Source organism: Pseudomonas delhiensis, from assembly GCF_900187975.1.
Classification (GTDB): domain Bacteria; phylum Pseudomonadota; class Gammaproteobacteria; order Pseudomonadales; family Pseudomonadaceae; genus Pseudomonas; species Pseudomonas delhiensis.
This window is the reverse complement of the sequence record NZ_FZPC01000005.1, coordinates 239,211-258,667: the sequence shown is the minus strand read 5'-3', so window position 1 is coordinate 258,667 and position 19,457 is coordinate 239,211. Positions and strand designations below refer to the sequence as shown.

18 protein-coding genes are annotated in these 19,457 nt (G+C 68.7%); 11 read left to right on the top strand and 7 right to left on the bottom strand.

Going from position 1 to position 19,457, the window contains the following annotated elements:
* Positions 1-620: 620 nt before the first annotated feature.
* Positions 621-1,502 carry a LysR substrate-binding domain-containing protein gene (locus CHC02_RS06640; RefSeq protein ID WP_089390700.1) on the bottom strand — a complete coding sequence of 294 codons (882 nt, stop codon included), beginning with the start codon at positions 1,500-1,502 and terminating at the stop codon, positions 621-623.
* Between the two features lie 139 nt (positions 1,503-1,641).
* On the opposite strand from CHC02_RS06640, the gene CHC02_RS06635 reads away from it, so the two are divergent.
* Both CHC02_RS06635 and CHC02_RS06630 read left to right on the top strand, forming a co-directional pair.
* The gene (locus CHC02_RS06635; protein WP_089390699.1) at positions 1,642-2,244 is read left to right on the top strand and encodes a glutathione S-transferase family protein; all 603 of its coding nucleotides are present in this window, start codon (positions 1,642-1,644) and stop codon (positions 2,242-2,244) included.
* Positions 2,245-2,502: 258 nt separating this feature from the next.
* The gene (locus tag CHC02_RS06630; protein ID WP_089390698.1) at positions 2,503-3,642 is read left to right on the top strand and encodes an HPP family protein; all 1,140 of its coding nucleotides are present in this window, start codon (positions 2,503-2,505) and stop codon (positions 3,640-3,642) included.
* Here the strand turns inward: CHC02_RS06630 and CHC02_RS06625 are convergent.
* On the bottom strand, positions 3,639-4,502 hold the full coding sequence (locus CHC02_RS06625; RefSeq protein ID WP_089390697.1) for a LysR family transcriptional regulator: 864 nt from the start codon (positions 4,500-4,502) through the stop codon (positions 3,639-3,641). The genes CHC02_RS06630 and CHC02_RS06625 overlap by 4 nt on opposite strands.
* 31 nt (positions 4,503-4,533) lie before the next feature.
* Positions 4,534-5,736, bottom strand: coding sequence for an MFS transporter (locus CHC02_RS06620; RefSeq protein ID WP_089390696.1), 1,203 nt, complete (start codon positions 5,734-5,736; stop codon positions 4,534-4,536).
* A 146-nt stretch (positions 5,737-5,882) separates the two neighbouring features.
* On the opposite strand from CHC02_RS06620, the gene CHC02_RS06615 reads away from it, so the two are divergent.
* Entirely contained in the window at positions 5,883-6,113 is a 231-nt protein-coding gene (locus tag CHC02_RS06615; protein ID WP_089390695.1) for a DUF2789 domain-containing protein, read from the top strand.
* 1 nt (position 6,114) lies between these two features.
* On the opposite strand, the gene CHC02_RS06610 is transcribed toward CHC02_RS06615, so the two are convergent.
* Complete coding sequence (locus CHC02_RS06610; RefSeq protein WP_089390694.1) at positions 6,115-6,393, bottom strand: metal/formaldehyde-sensitive transcriptional repressor; 279 nt, start codon at positions 6,391-6,393, stop codon at positions 6,115-6,117.
* A gap of 63 nt (positions 6,394-6,456) precedes the next feature.
* Between CHC02_RS06610 and dmeF the strand changes: the two genes are divergently transcribed.
* The 3 genes from dmeF to CHC02_RS30715 all read left to right on the top strand — a co-directional run bounded on the left by dmeF (position 6,457) and on the right by CHC02_RS30715 (position 8,623).
* Positions 6,457-7,401 (top strand): CDF family Co(II)/Ni(II) efflux transporter DmeF, encoded by a 945-nt coding sequence (dmeF, locus tag CHC02_RS06605; RefSeq protein WP_089390693.1) that lies wholly within the window; start codon positions 6,457-6,459, stop codon positions 7,399-7,401.
* Positions 7,402-7,472: 71 nt separating this feature from the next.
* Positions 7,473-8,372 (top strand): pseudouridine synthase, encoded by a 900-nt coding sequence (locus CHC02_RS06600; protein ID WP_089390692.1) that lies wholly within the window; start codon positions 7,473-7,475, stop codon positions 8,370-8,372.
* A 116-nt stretch (positions 8,373-8,488) separates the two neighbouring features.
* On the top strand, positions 8,489-8,623 hold the full coding sequence (locus CHC02_RS30715) for a hypothetical protein (protein WP_009618002.1): 135 nt from the start codon (positions 8,489-8,491) through the stop codon (positions 8,621-8,623).
* Positions 8,624-9,148: 525 nt separating this feature from the next.
* Here the strand turns inward: CHC02_RS30715 and CHC02_RS06595 are convergent.
* Positions 9,149-9,451: a PsiF family protein gene (locus CHC02_RS06595; protein WP_089390691.1), complete on the bottom strand. Its 303-nt coding sequence runs from the start codon at positions 9,449-9,451 to the stop codon at positions 9,149-9,151.
* 176 nt (positions 9,452-9,627) lie between these two features.
* Here CHC02_RS06595 and CHC02_RS06590 point away from each other — a divergent pair, with 176 nt between their 5' ends.
* The 5 genes from CHC02_RS06590 to CHC02_RS06570 all read left to right on the top strand — a co-directional run bounded on the left by CHC02_RS06590 (position 9,628) and on the right by CHC02_RS06570 (position 16,412).
* The gene (locus CHC02_RS06590) at positions 9,628-9,852 is read left to right on the top strand and encodes a hypothetical protein (protein WP_089390690.1); all 225 of its coding nucleotides are present in this window, start codon (positions 9,628-9,630) and stop codon (positions 9,850-9,852) included.
* A gap of 164 nt (positions 9,853-10,016) precedes the next feature.
* A complete protein-coding gene (locus CHC02_RS06585) occupies positions 10,017-11,486 on the top strand; it encodes an inorganic phosphate transporter (RefSeq protein ID WP_089390689.1) in 1,470 nt (489 codons plus the stop codon).
* A gap of 10 nt (positions 11,487-11,496) precedes the next feature.
* The gene (locus CHC02_RS06580; RefSeq protein ID WP_089390688.1) at positions 11,497-11,973 is read left to right on the top strand and encodes a prepilin peptidase; all 477 of its coding nucleotides are present in this window, start codon (positions 11,497-11,499) and stop codon (positions 11,971-11,973) included.
* Between the two features lie 89 nt (positions 11,974-12,062).
* Positions 12,063-13,958: a methyl-accepting chemotaxis protein gene (locus CHC02_RS06575; RefSeq protein WP_089390687.1), complete on the top strand. Its 1,896-nt coding sequence runs from the start codon at positions 12,063-12,065 to the stop codon at positions 13,956-13,958.
* A 564-nt stretch (positions 13,959-14,522) separates the two neighbouring features.
* On the top strand, positions 14,523-16,412 hold the full coding sequence (locus CHC02_RS06570) for a methyl-accepting chemotaxis protein (RefSeq protein ID WP_089390686.1): 1,890 nt from the start codon (positions 14,523-14,525) through the stop codon (positions 16,410-16,412).
* Between the two features lie 278 nt (positions 16,413-16,690).
* Here the strand turns inward: CHC02_RS06570 and CHC02_RS06565 are convergent, their stop codons facing one another.
* Entirely contained in the window at positions 16,691-18,166 is a 1,476-nt protein-coding gene (locus tag CHC02_RS06565) for a helicase HerA-like domain-containing protein (RefSeq protein ID WP_089390685.1), read from the bottom strand.
* 81 nt (positions 18,167-18,247) lie between these two features.
* On the bottom strand, positions 18,248-19,456 hold the full coding sequence (gene pncB / locus CHC02_RS06560) for a nicotinate phosphoribosyltransferase (protein ID WP_089390684.1): 1,209 nt from the start codon (positions 19,454-19,456) through the stop codon (positions 18,248-18,250).
* Between the last annotated feature and the right edge of the window lies 1 nt (position 19,457).

Genomic DNA, 19,457 nt, shown 5'->3' with positions numbered 1-19,457 from the left:
CTGGACGAACACGAGCGAAATGATCGATACCTGACGATGCGAGTGTCACCCATGTGACTGAACTCATTTGTTACCCATGTGCTTGTCCTCTACATTGCCCCGCATACGGGCCCGATGGAGCCGGGCTACCCTCGCGAACTCCCCCGCCACGGAGGCCCGCCCCGAGAGCACGTCCCTGTGCTCATCGGGGCTCTAGCGACATCCATGTCGCATGACCTCCTGAGCGCCGGTTTCGCTCGGCCTTCTGAAGGGGCGTTCCGGTGCGCTCGGATATTTCTCTGGAAGTCCAAAAGCCAGAGCCAGAGCTGACGCGCTTTTGCTTTTCGTAGGAGCGAGCTTGCTCGCGAACCCTGACTCCCCACGTTCGCGATAACTCGTAGGGCGCATAACGCCTACGGCGTTATCCGCCAAATCGCGGACAAAGTTGCTCCTACGGTTTCAGGAAGCACGGACGTAGGAGCGGGCCCTGCCCGCGAATCGCGCGCAGGGCGCGCTCCTACAGGGGAATGGCATGGCTCGGCCCGCGTAGGAGCGGACTCCGTCCGCGATTGGTCTCACCGCCCACGCCGGACACCCCGGTGGCACGGCCAACGGCGGATAACCGCGAACGGTCATTCGCCCTACGCCAGGTACCCCTCCACCTCCTCCGCCAGCCACTCGGCGAACACCGCCACCTTGGTCCGCGTCTCCTCCCGCTGCGGCCACACCAGCCAGTAGGGGTAGGCGTAGGGCGCGCTGACCTCGCCCAGTTGCACCAGCTCGCCGCGGGCCAGGGCGCCGGCCACCAGGCTGCGGCGTTCGACGCTCACGCCCAGGCCCAGGCGCAGGGCCTCCACCACCAGGTTGGAGTCGTTGACGGTGAACAGGCCGTCGCCTTCGGGCAGCGCCACGCCCGCCGCCTGGCACCAGGGCAGCCAGGACTCGAAGCCATGGATCAGCGGGCCGGCGAGGATCTGCTGCGGCGTGCGCGGCAGGCGCCCGCCGTTGAAGTGCGGGGCGCACACCGCCACCAGCTCGTCGTCGAACAGGCGTTGCTGGGCCAGGCCCTCCCAGTGCCCCTGGCCGATGCGGATGGCCACGTCGGCCAGGCCCTGGCGCAGGTCGATCACCTCCAGGCTGGCCAGCAGGCGCAGGCGGTACTGCGGGTGGCGCCGGCGGAAGCCCGGCAGGCGCGGCAGCAACCATTGCTGGGCGAAGGACGGCAGCACCGCCACCACCAGTTCGCCTTCGCTGGGCCGCGCCCGCGCCAGGCGCGTGGCCTCGGCGATGTCGCGCAGGGCGCGGCGCACCTGCAGGGCATAGAGCCGGCCCTCCTCGCTCAGGCGCAGGCCGCGGCCCTCGCGCTGCAGCAGGGTGACGCCGAGCAGTTCCTCCAGCTGGCGCACCTGCTGGCTCACCGCCGAATGGGTGACGTGCAGCTCGGCGGCGGCCTGGGTCACGCTGCCGAGCCGGGCCACGGCCTCGAAGCTGCGCAGCGCGGACAGGGGTGGATAGGCGCTCATGTAAGTTCCGCTAACCCTTGCAGTTATAAATCGTCGATTTTTTCCGCCCTTGCGAGCCGCTAGATTTGGCGACAAAAGCACTGGCGCACGGCCCCTTCGGCCGGCCACCCCATGTAATCTCCAATAACAGGATGCCTTCATGCAACTGATCGGAATGCTCGATTCGCCCTACGTCCGCCGCGTGGCCATCAGCCTGCGCCTGCTGGACGTCGACTTCAGCCACCGCTCGCTCTCGGTGTTCCGCCACGTCGAGGAATTCCGCGCCATCAACCCGGTGGTCAAGGCGCCCAGCCTGGTGCTGGACGACGGCCAGGTGCTGATGGACTCCAGCCTGATCATCGACCTGGCCGAATACCAGGCCGGGCGCAGCCTGATGCCCGCCGAGCCGGCCGCGCGGGTGCGCGCCACGCGTCTGCTGGGCCTGGGCCTGGCGGCCTGCGAGAAGGCCGTGCAGCTGTACTACGAACTGCAACGGGACGAGGCCCGGCGCGACCCCGCCTGGTACGCCCGGGTGGACCAGCAGCTGCGCGCCGCCTGCGCCAGCCTGGAACTGGAGCTGCTGACCCAGCCGCTGCCGCGCGACGGCAGCCTGGACCAGGCCGGCCTGACCGCCGCCGTGGCCTGGACCTTCATCCAGCTGGTGCATGCCGAGCGCGTGGCCGCCGGCGACTACCCGGCGCTGCGCGACTGGACGGCGTTCGCCGAGACGCTGGAAGCCTTCAAGGCCTTCCCGCCGGTGTGAACCCTGCGCGGGCGAGCCCGGCGGCTCGCCCACACTTCATCGTTATTGCAGTCAAACAGCAATAACATTCATTGGATATGCATCGTCGCGCTGTCTAGCATGGCCTCCAGCCTTCGCCCCTGCGGCGAATCGCCGCTCGACCAACCATAAGGAAGCGCCCGCCCGACCGGCCCCAGGCCGGATTCGCGATGCGCGGTGCCTGCGTGACATGCATCCATTGACTGCCCCCCTTCCCGGAGCCTCTTGCGAGGTGCCGCGATGAAAGCCGCTGCCTTCGAGGCCTGGCTGCGCCGCCTGGCGCCCTGCGCCGGGCCCTCGTCCAACCGCGACTGGCTGCGCGCCGTGCTCGGCTGCGGCCTGGCCCTGGGCCTGAGCATGCCCTTGTGCACCTGGCTGTTCGGCATCGACACCGTGCTGCGCATCGGCCCGCCGCTGGCCGCCTCCGCCCTGCTGGCCATCGCCGTGCCCTCCAGCCCGCTGGCGCAGCCCTGGTCGCTGCTGGGCGGCAACCTGGTGGCCGCGCTGGTGGGACTGCTGCTCGGCCACTGGCTGGGCCACAGCTGGCCGCAGGCGTCGCTGGCCATGGCCGTGGCGGTGCTGCTGATGCTCGGCCTGCGCTGCCTGCACCCGCCGAGCACGGCCATGGCCTTCAGCCTGGCCCTGGGCGGGCCGCTGGTGGACCAGCAACTGCTGCACCTGCTGCTGCCGGTGGGCGTGGCCTCGCTGGCGCTGATCGGCGTGGCCCTGCTCTACAACAACCTCACCCGCGCGCCCTACCCGCGCAAGCTCGCCACCCCGGCCAGCAACCCGCACCTGACCGCCGACCCTCTGCCCGGCGAGCGCCTGGGCCTGCACGCCGACGACCTGGAAAGCGCCCTGGCCAGCGCCGGCGGCTTCGTCGACGTCACCCCCGAGGACCTCGAGCGCCTGCTGCTGGCCGCCGAGAAGCACGCCAGCGAGCGCCTGCTGGGCGGCATCCGCGCGCGCGACATCATGTCCCGCGACATCCGCTCGGTCAGCCCGGACGCGCGCATCGAGGAGGCCTGGGGCCTGCTCGACAAGCACCACCTCAAGGCCCTGCCGGTGCTCGACCGCGGCCACCTGGTGGGCATCCTCACCTTGAGCGACCTGTTCCGCGGCCAGCGCCGCCTGCGCTCGCCCTTCGGCCAGCGCGTCGGCAACCTGATGACGCACCGCGTGCAATCGCTGCGCGAGGACGCCCAGCTGCCGGAGCTGATCCAGCTGCTTTCCGACCAGGGCCGGCACTGCCTGCCGGTGGTCGACGACGCCGGCCGGCTGGTGGGCATGCTCAGCCAGACCGACCTGATCGCCGCCTTCCGCCACCTCTGGCTGCAGCCGCAGGTGCAGGCCGAGCGGGCCCTGCAGCTGGCGGTCTAGGCCTCGTAGTCCCAGCGCTGCGACCAGTCTATGTCCTCGGCCACCACTTCGCGGAGGATGGCCAGGGCGTTCTGCAGCGCCGGCGAGTCCTTCTCGCGGGAGTACACCAGGTAGGTCGGGTAGATGAATTCCGGCGCCAGCGGCACCCGCTCCAGCACCCCGGCCTGCAGGTAGCTGTGCACCACCCGCGTGCGGAAGTAGCCGCTGCCGCCGCATTGCAGCAGGTGCTGCAGGGCCAGCGGGCCGAGGCTGAAGCGGGTGGCGGCGTGGGCCCGGTCCGGCAGCGCGGCGTCGTGCTGGCGGCGGAATTCCTCGCCCCAGTCGATGTAGATGTAGGGCTCCGGCTGCTGCGTCGAGCGCACCAGGATCAGCTTCTCCTCCAGCAACTGCTCCACCTGCATGCCCGGCCAGTAGTCCGGGCGGTAGACCAGCGCGGCGTCGAGCACGCCCAGCTCCAGCTGCTTCTGCAACTGCTCGCCGCTGCCGACCTCGGCGTGCAGGGCCAGGGCCGGCATGCGCTGGCGCAGGCGCACCGTCCAGCCGAGCATCAGCGGGTTGCTCAGGCTCAGCTCGCCGCCGATGCTCAGCGCCTCGCGGTAGCCCGCCGGCAGCGGCAGGTCGCGCCGCGCCGCGTCCCAGGTCTGCACCAGTTGGTTGGCGTAGCCGAGGAAGCGCTCGCCGTCGGCGGTCAGCCGGGCGCCGGCGCGGCTGCGCTGGAACAGCCGGCAGCCCAGTTGCGCCTCGAGGTTCTGCACCCGCGCGGTGACCGTGGTCTGGGTCACGTGCAGGCGCTGCGCGGCGGCGACGAAGCTGCCGCCACGGGCGATTTCCAGGAAGGTGCGCGCCAGGTCGATGTCCATGGGAAGGGCTTGCGGCGAAGGATGCCGCAGTCTAGTCGAACTCCAGTTCCTCGTGGCGCTGGCGGGTGAAGCGCAGCAGCCAGAGGCAGATGAGGAAGCCGCAGGCGGCCAGCGCCGCGGCCACCAGGAAGATGCTGGCGTAGTCCGAGTGCGCCGCCACCGCGCCCATCAGCGGGCCGGCCAGGCCCAGGGCCAGGTCGAAGAACAGCGCGTAGGCGCCCAGCGCCGAACTGCGGCTGGCGGCGGGGATGCGCAGCACCGCCTCGACGCCCAGCGCCGGGTACACCAGCGACAGCCCGGCGCCGGTCAGCGCCGTGCCGAGCAGGGCGAAGGCCGGGCTCGGCGCCTGCCACAACAGCAGCAGGCCGGCGCTTTCCACCAGCAGGCAGAGCACCGCCACGTTGAAGCCGCCGAAGCGGTTGATGGTCCAGGACAGCAGCAGCCGCGCGCCGACGAAGCTGATGCCGAACAGGCTCAGGCACCAGGCCGGGTCGGCCCAGCCGCGGCTGCCGTAGTAGAGGGTGATGAAGGTGGCCAGGCTGCCGAAGCCGATGGAGCCCAGGGCCACGCACATGCCGTAGGGGAGTACCCGGCCGAGCACGGCGAAGAAGGCCATGCGCGTGCCGGCGATGATCGGCGCCGGCGCCCTGCCGCGGGCCAGCAGCAGGCCCAGGCCGGCCAGCGCCAGGATGCCGGCGCCCAGGCTCCACAGCCCCAGGTGCGCGGCCATGCCCACGCCCAGCGGCGCGCCCAGGGCGATGCCGCCGTAGCAGACGATGCCGTTCCAGGAGATCACCCGAGCGGTGTTCTGCGCGCCGACCCGGGCGATGCCCCAGCTCGCCGTGCCGATGCCCATCAGGCCCTGGGCGAAGCCGATCAGCAGGCGGCTGCCCAGCAGTAGCGCCAGGCTCACCCAGACCAGCGCCTGTAGGCTGGTGGCCAACAATACCAGCGCGCCGCCGCCGGCCAGCGCCAGCAGGCCGTAGATCACCGCGCGCTTGGCCCCCAGGGTGTCGGTCAGGCGCCCGGCCAGCGGCCGCGAGGCGAGGGTCGCCAGGTACTGCGCGCCTATCACCACGCCGGCGGTGGTGGCGTCGAAGCCCAGGTCGTGGTGGACGAATCCGGGCAGCACCGGCAGCAGGAAGCCGATGCACAGGAACAGCAGGAAGGTGAAGACGACGATCGAGACGATCTGCAGGGTGACGGCGTGCGGACGCTGCTCGGGAGAGCTCATGAACGGGCCTGGCGCGAGGGGATGTCAGGGACTGCGCCATCATTGCCCGATGCCGGGAAAATTGAAAGCCACCTATCGATTCCGCGGCCGACCGGCCGGCGCCGAACGCCTATAGTTGATGCACGACCGACCACCGGAGGCCCACCATGGACACCACCCCACACACCTTCGCCGAGCTGTTCAAGCAACTGGGCCTGCCCAGCGGCCGCCAGGAGATCGACGCCTTCCTCGCCGCGCACCGCCTGCCCGAAGGCCAGGCCCTGGCCGATGCGCCCTTCTGGAACGAAGCCCAGGCGACGTTCATCCGCGAGGCCCTGGAAGAGGACTCGGACTGGACCGAGGAAGTCGACGAACTGGCCGCGCGGCTGTCCCACTGAGCTACTTCAGGTAGGAACGCAGCACGCCCATCACCTGGTCGAGGTCTTCCGCGCGCTGCTGCGGCGTGCGCGCCTCGGCCGCCAGGTGCTCGCGCAGGTGCCCTTCCAGCACCTCGGCCATCAGGCCGTTGACCGCGCCACGGATCGCCGCGATCTGCTGCAGCACCGCGGCGCAGTCGCCCTCCTCCTTCTCCAGCGCGCGCTCCAGCGCCTCGCTTTGCCCCCTGATGCGGCGGATGCGGGTGAGCAGCTTGCGTTTGTCGCGGATGGTGTGGGCCATGGGCTGACGTCCTCAAGGTATACTGGGGTATAGTATATGAAACGGATTCCGGGACATTCTCCCATGCCAGCCCCCGCCTTCGCTCCCTCGCACCCGCACGACTTCCACGAAAGCAACCCGCTGGCCGAGCGCGACACCCTGCGCGCGGTGGTGCTCACCGCGCTGATGATGGTGCTGGAGATCGCCGGCGGCTGGTACTTCAACTCCATGGCCCTGCTCGCCGACGGCTGGCACATGAGCTCCCACGCCCTGGCCCTGGGCCTGGCGTTCTTCGCCTACGTCGCGGCGCGGCGCCTGAAGGGCGACGGGCGCTTCGCCTTCGGCACCTGGAAGATCGAGGTGCTGGCCAGCTACAGCAGCGCCCTGCTGCTGCTCGCCGTGGCGGCGCTGATGCTGTTCGAGTCGCTGGCGCGGCTGATCAATCCCTCGCCCATCCACTACGCCCAGGCCATCGTCATCGCCGCGCTCGGCCTGCTGGTCAACCTGGCCTGCGCCTGGCTGCTGCGCGACCACCACGAGCACGAGCATGAGCACGGGCATGACCATGACCACGATCATCACCACGACCACGGGCACGCCCATGGCCACGACCTCAACCTGCGCGCCGCCTACCTCCACGTGCTGGCCGACGCCGCCACTTCGGTGCTGGCCATGTTCGCGCTGCTCGGCGGCCTGCTCTGGGGCGCGGCCTGGCTCGACCCGCTGATGGGTATCGTCGGCGCCGTGCTGGTGGCGACCTGGGCCCGTGGCCTGCTGCGCCAGAGCGGCCGCGTGCTGCTCGACGCGGAGATGGACGCGCCGGTGCTGGAGGAAGTGCGCCAGGCCATCGCCGCCGGCCCCTACCCGGCGCGCATCACCGACCTGCACCTGTGGCGGGTGGGCAAGCGCAAGTACGCCTGCATCCTCAGCCTCAGCACCGCCAGCCCGGCGCGGCCGGAGGACTTCAAGGCACTGCTGGGGGCGCACCAGGTGCTGGCCCATGTGACCGTCGAGGTGAACCCCGCCTGAGGCGCCGGGCGGCCTTTGACGATAGCGGCCATCTGCGGCCTAATGCACGCCCCCGACCGTCGCCGCCGCCCATGTCCGAGAAGCCGTTTTCCGCCGCCCAGCACCGCGCCAGCACCCTGCACCTGCCGGCCGGCCCCTGGTCGACGGTGCTCGACTGCCTGTGCGCGCGCTTCCCGGCGATCCCCCGCGAGACCTGGCTGCAGCGCCTGGCCCGCGGACGCGTGCTGGATGCCGAAGGCCGCGCCCTGGATGCCACAACGCCCTACCGCGAGGGCTTGCGCGTGCACTACTTCCGCGAGGTGGAGGCGGAAACGCCGATCCCCTTCGAGGAGCGCATCCTGCACGTCGACGAGCACCTGGTGGTGGCCGACAAGCCGCACTTCCTGCCGGTGACGCCCTCCGGCCAGTACGTCGAGCAGACCCTGCTGGCGCGCCTGGCCCGGCGCCTGGACAACCCGCTGCTGGTGCCGCTGCACCGCATCGACCGGCCCACCGCCGGGCTGGTGCTGTTCTCCGCCAACCCGGCCAGCCGCGCCGCCTACCAGGCGCTGTTCCGCGAGCGGCGCATGCACAAGCGCTACGAGGCCATCGCCCCGCCGCTGCCGCAGCTGGAATTCCCCCACGTGCGGCGCAGCCGCCTGGTGGACGGCGAGCCCTTCATCCTCATGCGCGAGGCCCAGGGCGCGGTCAACAGCGAAACCCGCATCGAGGTGCTGGAGCGCCGCGAGCACTGGTGGCGCTACGCGCTCTACCCGGTGAGCGGCAAGCGCCACCAGCTGCGCGTGCACATGGCCGCCCTGGGCGCCGCGCTGCGCAACGATCCGCTTTACCCGCAGCTGCTGCCGGAAGAGCAGCGGCGCAGCGACGACTACAGCCGCCCGCTGCAGCTGCTGGCCCGCCACCTGGCCTTCGACGACCCGCTGACGGGCCGGCCGCGGCAGTTCGACAGCCAGTTGCAGCTGGACTGGTGAGCCGGGCCTTTCATCGATTTCATCAATAGTCGAAAGCAGGAAGTTCCATTTCCGCCGGGGGTGGCCGTTGCGCTTTCATAAGCGTCATCCCACTGACGGAACGCAAGGAGCCCGCCATGAGCTATACCGCGAAGTCCTTCTCGGCGCTGGTCAACGCCCTGCGCGCCAACGGCATCACCCGCCCGGAGCAGATGGCCCGGCAGCCCTTCCGCAATGCCCAGGGCTACTGGTCGGCGGAGGTCAAGGCATGAACGCACGGACTTACCGCCACTCGCCGCTGGGCGAGGATGGGTCGCTGCTGTTCTACCTGCTGGCGGTGGCCTGGTTGCTGTGTTCGGGGGTCTGACGCCCCGGACTTGCAGGAGCGAGGGGGACGCCTGGTTTCGGGGCGCTCGGAGGTTTCTCTGGAAACCCGTAGGGCGCATAACGCCTACGGCGTTATCCGCCGAATCGCCCACGCCGGACGCCCCGGTGACACGGCCAACGGCGGATAACCGCGAACGGTTATTCGCCCTACGAGTTTGCCGGCTGACTCTGCATCATCCGCCCACGCCGAACGGCCCCCTCTCCCTTCAGGGCGGGCCGCGTAGGCGAGGGTTGGGGAGAGGGGACTGTCCGGCGCGATGCGAAACCACGAAGCTCCCGGGCTCCCCGTAGGGCGTATAACGCCTACGGCGTTATGCGCCAAATCGCGGACAAGGTCCGCTCCTACGGGGGTAGGAAAACGCTGTCGTAGAATGGGTTGAGCCTGCGAAACTCATGGGGCCGCCCCCGGGCTATTTCTTCAGGCAACCACTCATGAACGTCTTGCGCTCGTCGCCCTTGAGCGCCTTGGCCGCGGCGTCCTTGTTGCACTGGGCCATCTTCTCCTGCTGCGGGGTGAGTTTCTTGCCGGTGTCGCCGCCGCCGGCCTTCAGGCAGTTGCTCATGAAGGCCTTGCGTTCGTCGCCCTTGAGCGTCTTGGCGGTGGCGTCGGCGTTGCAGGTCTTCATCTTTTCCTGCTGGGCGGTGTTGGCGGCGAAGCCCTGCACCGAGAACAGCAGCGCGCACAGCAGCAGGGGAAGGCGGAGCTTGATCATGGAGCGGTCTCCTCGAATGATGATCGCTTCCTGAGCGTAGCTTGCTGTTACATTTGTGCGAGTCCGCCACCGCGCGCCCTGCCCGGCTGACAGCGCCCCGGCAGCGGTTATAATCGCGCCTGCTATGCTTTTCCCGCATATCCCTATCCATCAGCCACACGCCATCAGGAACACAGGTGACGAAAGACGAACTGCGCGCCGAACTGGAGCGCCAGGAACAGCGTTACAAGGATGTCTACGGCGGCGAGGTCACCCTCTACGCCGCCCAGCCCGACCCCGACAAGAAGCCCTGGCGCAAGCGCCCGACCGTGCAGGACAAGGCCTTCGACCGGGAACTGGAGAAGATGCAGAGCGACCTGCAGAAGGCGCAACAACGCCAGGCCGAACAGGACGCGACCTGAGCGGCGGCGGCCCCGCGAAAACGTTGCAACGCATTGCCCGCAGCGCTGCAAGCCCCGTGCGACCGGGTGTCGCGAGATTCCGAGAATCGCTTCAGGTTTCAGACGACATCCTATCGCTTCTGGCATAATCGCCGCCCCCGTCACCGACCGGTCACAGAAACTTCATGTTCGATCTTTTCAGCGGACTCGACCCCTGGGTAGGCATCAGCCTGGTGCTGGCGCTGGGCTTCGTCCTGGCCTTCGAGTTCATCAACGGCTTCCATGACACCGCCAACGCAGTGGCCACGGTGATCTACACCAAGGCCATGTCGCCCTACCGCGCGGTCATCCTCTCCGGCATCTTCAACTTCCTCGGCGTGCTGCTCGGTGGCGTCGGCGTGGCCTATGCCATCGTCCACCTGTTGCCGGTCGAACTGCTGATCAACGTCAACAGCGGCCACGGCCTGGCCATGGTGTTCTCCCTGCTGGCCGCGGCCATCGCCTGGAACCTGGGCACCTGGTACTTCGGCATCCCCGCCTCCAGCTCGCACACCCTGATCGGCTCGATCCTCGGCGTGGGCCTGGCCAATGCGGTGATCACCGGCGTGCCGCTGGCCGACGGGGTGAACTGGCAGAAGGCGATCGACATCGCCATGTCGCTGATCTTCTCGCCGCTGGCCGGCTTCCTCGTCGCCGCCCTGGTGCTGATCGGCCTGAAGTGGATGTACCCGCTGTCGAAGATGCACAAGACCCCGGAAACCCGCCGCGAAGTCGACGAGAAGAAGCACCCGCCGTTCTGGAACCGCCTGGTGCTGGTGCTCTCGGCCATGACCGTGAGCTTCGTCCACGGCTCCAACGACGGCCAGAAGGGCATCGGCCTGATCATGCTGGTGCTGATCGGCATCGTCCCGGCCAAGTTCGTCCTCGACCTCAACAGCACCACCTACCAGATCGAACGCACCCGCGACGCCGCCATCCACCTGAGCCAGTTCTACCAGCGCCACACCGACGTGCTCGGCGACATGCTGGCCCTGGGCAAGGGCGCCGACGGCGAGATGCCCGAGCTGTACCGCTGCGAGCCGAAGCAGACCGAGTCCACCCTCAAGGGCCTGCTGAGCGACATCAAGGGCATCTCCAGCTACAACGAACTGTCCGCCGACAGCCGCGTGCAGGTGCGCCGCTACCTGCTGTGCCTGGACGACACCGCGAAGAAGGTCGGCAAGCTCGACAGCCTGCCGGCGCGCGAGAAGGCCGACCTGGAGAAGCTGCGCAAGGACCTGACCAGCACCACCGAATACGCGCCCTTCTGGGTGATCATCGCGGTGGCCCTGGCCCTGGGCGTGGGCACCATGGTCGGCTGGAAGCGCGTGGTGCTCACCGTCGGCGAGAAGATCGGCAAGCAGGGCATGACCTATGCCCAGGGCATCAGCGCCCAGCTCACCGCCACCGCGGCGATCGGCATGGCCAACCTCTACAGCCTGCCGGTGTCCACCACCCACGTGCTGTCCTCCGGCGTGGCCGGCACCATGGTCGCCAACCGCAGCGGCCTGCAGGGCGGCACCGTGCGCAACATCCTGATGGCCTGGATCCTCACCCTGCCCACCTCCATGGCCCTGGCCGCCGGCATGTTCTGGCTGGCGTCGCGCTTCTACTGACAGCCAGGGGATGCTGACGACACTGGCGCTGTGCGCCTGGCTGGCCGCCTGTGCCGTCCAGGACCTGCGCCGCCGCCAGGTGGACAACCTGCTGACCCTCGGCGGCCTGGCCATGGCCGCCGGCCAGTTGCTCCTCACCGGCCACAGCCTGACCCAGCACGCCCCTGCCGCCGCCCTCGCCGCGGCCGGCCTGGGCCTGCTGCTGAGCCTGCCCGGCTACCTGCTGGGCAAGCTGGGCGCCGCGGACGTCAAGCTGCTCGCCGCGCTGGGCCTGGCCAGCGATCCCTACAGCCTGCTCTATGCCCTGGCCCTGGCCTGCCTGGTGACGGTGGCGCTGATGCTGGCGAGCAAGCTTTCCCTTGAGTCGCAACGGCTGCCGAAGGCTTTCGAAGGCTGCCTGAAACCCTTCGACCTGAGCCGCTCGAAGTCCTTTCCCTTCATATTCTCGATCTTCTGCGGCTACCTGCTGCAGCTGTCATTCCGCTGACGCCAATCATCCGCGCCACCGGCTAAAGTTCCGCCCGGCGCCGCCGATATAGCCTGCCTACTTCGTCGTTTCCGCAGGATGCTCTACCCATGCTTCGCCCGCTGTCCTTCGCCAAGAAGATCCTTCTGGCGGCCTCCCTCGTGGTGATCTTCGCCTTCGCCTGCTTCATCCTCTTCAACGACTTCCGCCAGAGCCGCGCCATCCAGGAGGACACCGAGTCCTACCTGCGCGAGATCGGCAGCCTCACCGCCAGCAACATCCAGAGCTGGCTGGAAGGCCGCATCCACCTGGTGGAGATGGAAGCCGCGCAACTGGCCGACGGCGAGCCGACCGCCGAGCGCATCCAGCACGTGCTGGAGCAGCAGGTGCTGCAGCGCAACTTCGAATCGGTGTACCTGGGCGAGGCCGCCAGCGGCGTCTTCACCATGCGCCCCTATTCGCCCATGCCCGACGGCTACGACCCGCGCCAGCGCGGCTGGTACAAGGACGCCGTGGCCGCCGGCCGGCTGATCGTCACCGAGCCCTTCCTCGACGCCGGCACCAAGGAGCAGATCCTCGCCATGTCGGTGCCGGTCATGCGCAACGGCCAACTGGTCGGCGTGGCTGCCGGCGACATGAAGCTGGAGACCATCACCGCCATCCTCAACTCGCTGAAGTTCGACGGCGACGGCTACGCCTTCCTGGTCAGCGACGCCGGCAAGGTGCTGCTGCATCCGGACGCCGGGAAAGTGTTCAAGAACCTCGCGGAAATCTACCCGCACGGCGCGCCGCAGGTCCGCCCGGGCGTCCAGGAGGTCGACGTCGACGGCCGCACCCAACTGGTCTCCATGACCCGCGTCGAGGGCCTGCCGGGGGTGTCCTGGTACGTCGCCCTGGTGCTGGACAAGAGCGCCGCCTACGCCATGCTCAGCGACTTCCGCACCTCGGCCATCATCGCCACACTGGTGGCCATCGTCGCCATCATCTTCCTGCTCGGCATGCTCATCCGCGTGCTGATGCAGCCGCTCACCGCCATGGGCCGCGCCATGCAGGACATCGCCCAGGGCGAGGGCGACCTGACCAAGCGCCTGAAGGTCGACAGCCGCGACGAGTTCGGCATGCTGGCCGAGGCCTTCAACCGCTTCGTCGAGCGCATCCACGAATCCATCCGCGAGGTGGCCGGCACCGCCCGCCAGCTGCATGACGTGTCGCAACTGGTGGTCAACGCCTCCAACTCGTCCATGGCCAATTCCGACGAGCAGGCCACCCGCACCAACAGCGTGGCCGCGGCCATCAACGAACTGGGCGCCGCCGCCCAGGAGATCGCCCGCAACGCCGCCGATGCCAGCCACCACGCCAGCGACGCCAGCCACCAGGCCGGCGACGGCCGCCAGGTGGTGGAACAGACCATCGCCGCGATGAACCAGCTGTCGGAGAAGATCAGCTACGCCAGCACCCACATCGAGGCGCTGAACAGCCGCACGGTGAACATCGGGCAGATTCTCGAGGTCATCAAGGGCATCTCCGAGCAGACCAACCTGCTGGCCCTGAACGCCGCCATCGAGGCCGCCCGCGCCGGCGAGGCGGGCCGCGGCTTCGCCGTGGTGGCCGACGAGGTACGCAACCTGGCGCACCGCGCCCAGGAGTCGGCGCAGCAGATCCAGGGCATGATCGAGGAACTGCAGGTCGGCGCCCGCGAGGCGGTCAACACCATGGGCGAAAGCCAGCGCTACAGCCTGGAGAGCGTGGAGATCGCCAACCGCGCCGGCCAGCGCCTGGCCAGCGTCACCGGGCGCATCAGCGAGATCGATGCGATGAACCAGTCGGTGGCCACCGCCACCGAGGAGCAGACCGCGGTGGTGGACTCGCTGAACATGGACATCACCGAGATCAACACCCTCAACCAGGAAGGCGTGGAGAACCTGCAGGCCACCCTGCGCGCCTGCGCCGACCTGGAGAACCAGGCCGGCCGCCTGCGGCAGTTGGTGGACAGCTTCCGGATCTGATCCGCCATCCATGAACAAGGCGCCTGCGGGCGCCTTTTTCATGTTCGCAAGATGCCACCTGTAGGAGCGGGCCCTGCCCGCGAATCGCGCGCAGGGCGCGCTCCTACAAGGGTGCGAGGCATGGGCACCCGTAGGGCGTATAACCGTTCGCGGTTATACGCCGATACACCGACCTCATGCCCGACCTCCCGGCCGAGAGCGGACCAGGGCCAAACGGCGGATAACGCCGCAGGCGTTATGCGCCCTACGTTCCATTCGCGGTCCGTTCCCATGCCCGGCCCATCGCGCACCACGCTTCTTTCTGCCTTTCACCCGCCGACCGCTACCGTTCGTCCGCCTCGCTAAAGCTTCCTACGGAAAATGCCGACTTCATGTCTGAAAGCCGCATCAGCCGGCGCTTCAGCCCCGGGCAAGGGCTTACCGGCACAGGAGTGCCATGGGCCGCACGCCATCCGCGAGCGGCCCCCACCGCCGCCCCACCCGGCGCGCGGTCTGTAGTCCGGGAGCCCCGAACCATCGCCGGGGCCCCCAATCACTGGCCCCCTCCCTGGATGCAAAAACAAGATGATGAAGAACCTGAAGTTCAGCCACAAAATACTGCTGGCCGCTTCCTTGGTGGTTTTCGCCGCATTCGCGCTCTTCACCCTGTACAACGACTACCTGCAGCGCAACGCCATCCGCGCGGACCTGGAGTCCTACCTGCAGGAAATGGGTGAAGTGACCGCCAGCAACATCCAGAACTGGCTCAGCGGGCGCATCCTGCTGGTCGAGCACAGCGCCCAGAGCATCGGCCGCGACAGCTCGCCGGCCACGCTCGGCGCCCTGCTGGAGCAGAAGGCGCTGACCTCGACCTTCAGCTTCACCTACCTCGGCCAGGCGGACGGCACCTTCACCATGCGCCCGGACGACAAGATGCCCGATGGCTACGACCCGCGTACCCGCCCCTGGTACAAGGACGCCCTGGCCGCCGGCGGCACCACCCTGACCGAACCCTACGTCGACGCCGCCACCGGCCAGCTGATCATCACCATCGCCACCCCGGCCCAGGCCGCCGGCAAGACGGTGGGCGTGGTCGGCGGCGACCTCAACCTGCAGGCCATCGTGCAGATCATCAACTCGCTGGACTTCAGCGGCATGGGCTATGCCTTCCTGGTCAGCGGCGACGGCAAGGTGCTGGTCGCCCCGGACAAGCAGCAGGTGATGAAGAACCTCGGCGAGATCTACCCGCAGAACACCCCGCGGATCGGCAGCGGCTTCAGCGAGAGCGAGCTTGACGGCGCCACCCGCATCCTCGCCTTCGCCCCGGTCAAGGGCCTGCCTTCGGTGAACTGGTACATCGGCCTGTCCATCGACAAGGACAAGGCCTACGCCATGCTCAGCACCTTCCGCACCTCGGCGGTGATAGCTGCGCTGGTCGCCATCGTCGCGATCCTCCTCCTGCTCGGCATGCTCATCCGCGTGCTGATGCAACCGCTCACCGCCATGGGCCGCGCCATGCAGGACATCGCCCAGGGCGAGGGCGACCTGACCAAGCGCCTGGCGGTGCACAGCCACGACGAGTTCGGCACCCTGGCCGAGGCCTTCAACCGCTTCGTCGAGCGCATCCACGAGTCCATCCGCGAAGTGGCCGGCACCGCGCGCCAGCTGCATGATGTGTCGCAACTGGTGGTCAACGCCTCCAACTCGTCCATGGCCAACTCCGACGAGCAGGCCAACCGCACCAACAGCGTGGCCGCGGCGATCAACGAACTGGGCGCCGCCGCCCAGGAGATCGCCCGCAACGCCGCCGACGCCAGCCACCACGCCAGCGATGCCAGCCACCAGGCCGGCGACGGTCGCCAGGTGGTGGAGCAGACCATCGCCGCGATGAACCAGCTGTCGGAGAAGATCAGCTACGCCAGCACCCACATCGAGTCGCTGAACAGCCGCACGGTGAACATCGGGCAGATTCTCGAGGTCATCAAGGGCATCTCCGAGCAGACCAACCTGCTGGCGCTCAACGCCGCCATCGAGGCCGCCCGCGCCGGCGAGGCGGGCCGCGGCTTCGCCGTGGTGGCCGACGAGGTGCGCAACCTGGCGCACCGCGCCCAGGAAGCCGCGCAGCAGATCCAGGGCATGATCGAGGAACTGCAGGTGGGCGCCCGCGAGGCGGTGACCACCATGGGCGAAAGCCAGCGCTACAGCCTGGAGAGCGTGGAGATCGCCAACCGCGCCGGCCAGCGCCTGGCCAGCGTCACCGGGCGGATCAGCGAGATCGATGCGATGAACCAGTCGGTGGCCACCGCCACCGAGGAACAGACCGCGGTGGTGGACTCGCTGAACATGGACATCACCGAGATCAACACCCTCAACCAGGAAGGCGTGGAGAACCTCAAGGCCACCCTGCGCGCCTGCGCCGACCTGGAGAACCAGGCCGGGCGCCTGCGGCAGTTGGTGGATAGTTTCCGCATCTGAGGATATGCGATGCGAAAAAGGCGCCTGCGGGCGCCTTTTTCATTTGCGAGCATATAGGTGGCACGCATGCTCTTCGTAGGAGCGAGCTTGCTCGCGAATGGTGTCACCCGGTGGCAGTTGTGTTTCGGGTTGGCTCCGCTCCCTCTCCCGCAAGCGGGAGAGGGGGCTATCCGGTATGCACGGGAAATTCAGCGTCAACCTGTAGGAGCGGGCCCTGCCCGCGAATCGCGCGCAGGGCGCGCTCCTACACGGGCATGGGGTATGGGCGGCCCTACGTCCTACCGCCGCTTGCCGCCCAGCAGCGAGCCCATCAGCCCGCGCACCAGCTCGCGGCCGATCTGGTTGGCGGCCTGGCGCACCACGGTCTTCATGGTCTGGCTGGCCAGGCTGCCGAGGATTTCCCCGGCCATGCTGCCCAGGCTGCTGCCGGCGTCGGCCTTGGTTTCACTGGGCGCCATCTTCTCGTCGGTGCGGCCGGTCAGGCGCTCGTAGGCCGATTCGCGGTCGATCGGCTTGTCGTAGCGGCCGGCCAGCGGCGAGCTGCGAATGATCGCGGCGCGCTCGGCTTCGCTCAGCGGGCCGATGCGCGACTGCGGCGGGGCGATGGCCACGCGCTGGACCATGGACGGCGTGCCCTTCTCTTCCAGGGTGCCCACCAGCGCCTCGCCGATACCCAGCTCGGTGAGCACCTGCAGGGTGTCGAACGCCGGGTTCGGGCGGAAGCCGTCGGCCACCGCGCGCAGGGATTTCTGCTCCTTGGCGGTGAAGGCGCGCAGGCCGTGCTGGATGCGCAGGCCGAGCTGGGCCAGGACGTCGTCCGGCAGGTCGCCGGGCGACTGGGTGACGAAGTACACGCCCACGCCCTTGGAGCGGATCAGCCGCACCACCTGCTCCAGGCGGTCGTGCAGGGCCTTGGGCGTGCCGTTGAACAGCAGGTGCGCCTCGTCGAAGAACAGCGCCAGCACCGGCTTGTCGGCGTCGCCGCGCTCGGGCAACTGCTCGAACAGCTCCGACAGCAGCCAGAGCAGGAAGGTGGCGTAGACCTTGGGCGCCTCGTGCACCAGCCGACTGGCGTCGAGCAGGTGGATGCGCCCGCGGCCGTCGGAGTCCGGCCGCAGGATGTCCTCCAGTTGCAGCGCCGGCTCGCCGAAGAAGGCCTCGGCGCCCTGCTGTTCGAGGGTCGCCAGGCGCCGCAACAGGGCCTGGGAGGAAGCCCCGGTGAACAGGGCGCGGTCCTCGCCAAGCACTTCCGGGTGGTCCTTGAGGTAGTTGAGCAGGGCCTTCAGGTCCTTCAGGTCGAGCAGCAGCAGGCCCTGCTGGTCGGCCACCTTGAAGGCGGCGAAGAGCGCGGCCTGCTGGCTGTCGGTCAGCTCCAGCAGGTTGCCCAGCAGCAGCGGGCCCATTTCGCTGAGGGTGGTGCGCAGCGGGTGGCCGGTCTTGCCGGCGACGTCCCACAGGCTCACCGGGTAGGCCTTGGCCTGGTAGCCCAGCCAGGGCATCGAGGCGATGCGCTCGGCCACCTTGCCCTGGGGGTTGCCCGCCGCGCCCAGGCCGCAGAGGTCGCCCTTGATGTCGGCGGCGAAGACCGCGACGCCGGCATCGCTGAAGCTCTCGGCCAGGTGCTGCAGGGTCACCGTCTTGCCGGTGCCGGTGGCGCCGGCGATCAGGCCGTGGCGGTTGGCCAGCTTCCACGGCTGGCTGACGGGCTGGCCATCGGCGCCGGCGCCGATGATGAGTTGGTTGCTCGCTGACATCCTTGCTCCCCTGGTGGACGGAAGGTCATCCGGCAAGACTGGCGCGTCGCGCGGCGAAGCGCAACGGCGGCGAAGCGCTTTTCAGCCCCGGGCCTCGTCGACGCGGAAGACGTGCTTGAGGTAGCGGCCGAAATTCTCGTCGTTGCACTGCATCTTGCCCGGGGTGTCGGAGATCTTCGCCACCGGCTGGCCGTTGCAGGCGGTCATCTTCAGCACGATGTTCATCGGCTCGACGCCGGGGATGTCGCAGGTGAACTGGGTGCCGATGCCGAAGCTGACGTCGATCCGCCCGCGCAGCGAACGGTAGATGTGCAGCGCCCGCGGCAGGTCGAGGCCGTCGGAGAACACCAGGGTCTTGCTGCGCGGGTCGATGCCCAGCTGCTCGTAGTGGGCGATGGCCTTCTCCGCCCATGCCAGCGGGTCGCCGGAGTCGTGGCGCAGGCCGTCGAAGAGCTTGGCGAAGTACAGGTCGAAGTCACGCAGGAAGGCGTCCATGGTGATCACGTCGGTCAGCGCGATGCCCAGCTGGCCGCGGTACTCGCGGACCCAGGCGTCCAGCGCGGCGGCCTGGCTGTCGATCAGCCGCGGGCCGAGCTGCTGGTGGGCCATCAGCCACTCGTGGGCCATGGTGCCCAGCGGCTTGAGGTCGAGCTTGCGCGCCAGGTGCACGTTGCTGGTGCCGACGAAGCGGCCCGGGAAGCTCGCCTTCAGCTCGCGCACCACGCATTCCTGCACGGCATAGGAGAAACGCCGGCGGGTGCCGAAGTCGGCCATCTTGAAGCCGGCCAGTTCCTCGGCGCTGGCCTCGCGGCGCAGCCAGTCGAGCTTGTCGCGCAGGCGCTCGCGCACCAGGTCCAGGGTCACCTGTGGATAACGCTGCAGGTTGCGCGCCTCGCTGATGCTGGCCAGCACCGGCACCTCGAAGAGGATCACGTGCAGCCAGGGGCCCTTCAGGCGCAGGAAGAACGCGTCGTTCTCGATGCCGGTCTGCACGTAGCGCATGTTGAAGCGGAACAGGCCGAGGAAGCGGATGAAGTCCGGCGTGAAGAAGGGAATGCGTTCGAGGAAGGCCAGTTGCTCGCTGCTGAAGCTCAGCCCGGCCAGCGCCTCGATGCGCTCGCGGATGCGCGCCAGGTACGGGCGCAGGTCCTCGCGGTTGCGGCAACGGAACTCCCACTCCACCTCGGCGTTGGGGTAGTTGTGCAGCACCGCCTGCATCATGCTCAGCTTGTAGAAGTCGGTATCCAGCAGGTTCTGCACGCCGAAGGGGGTGAATGCGGACTCAGCCATG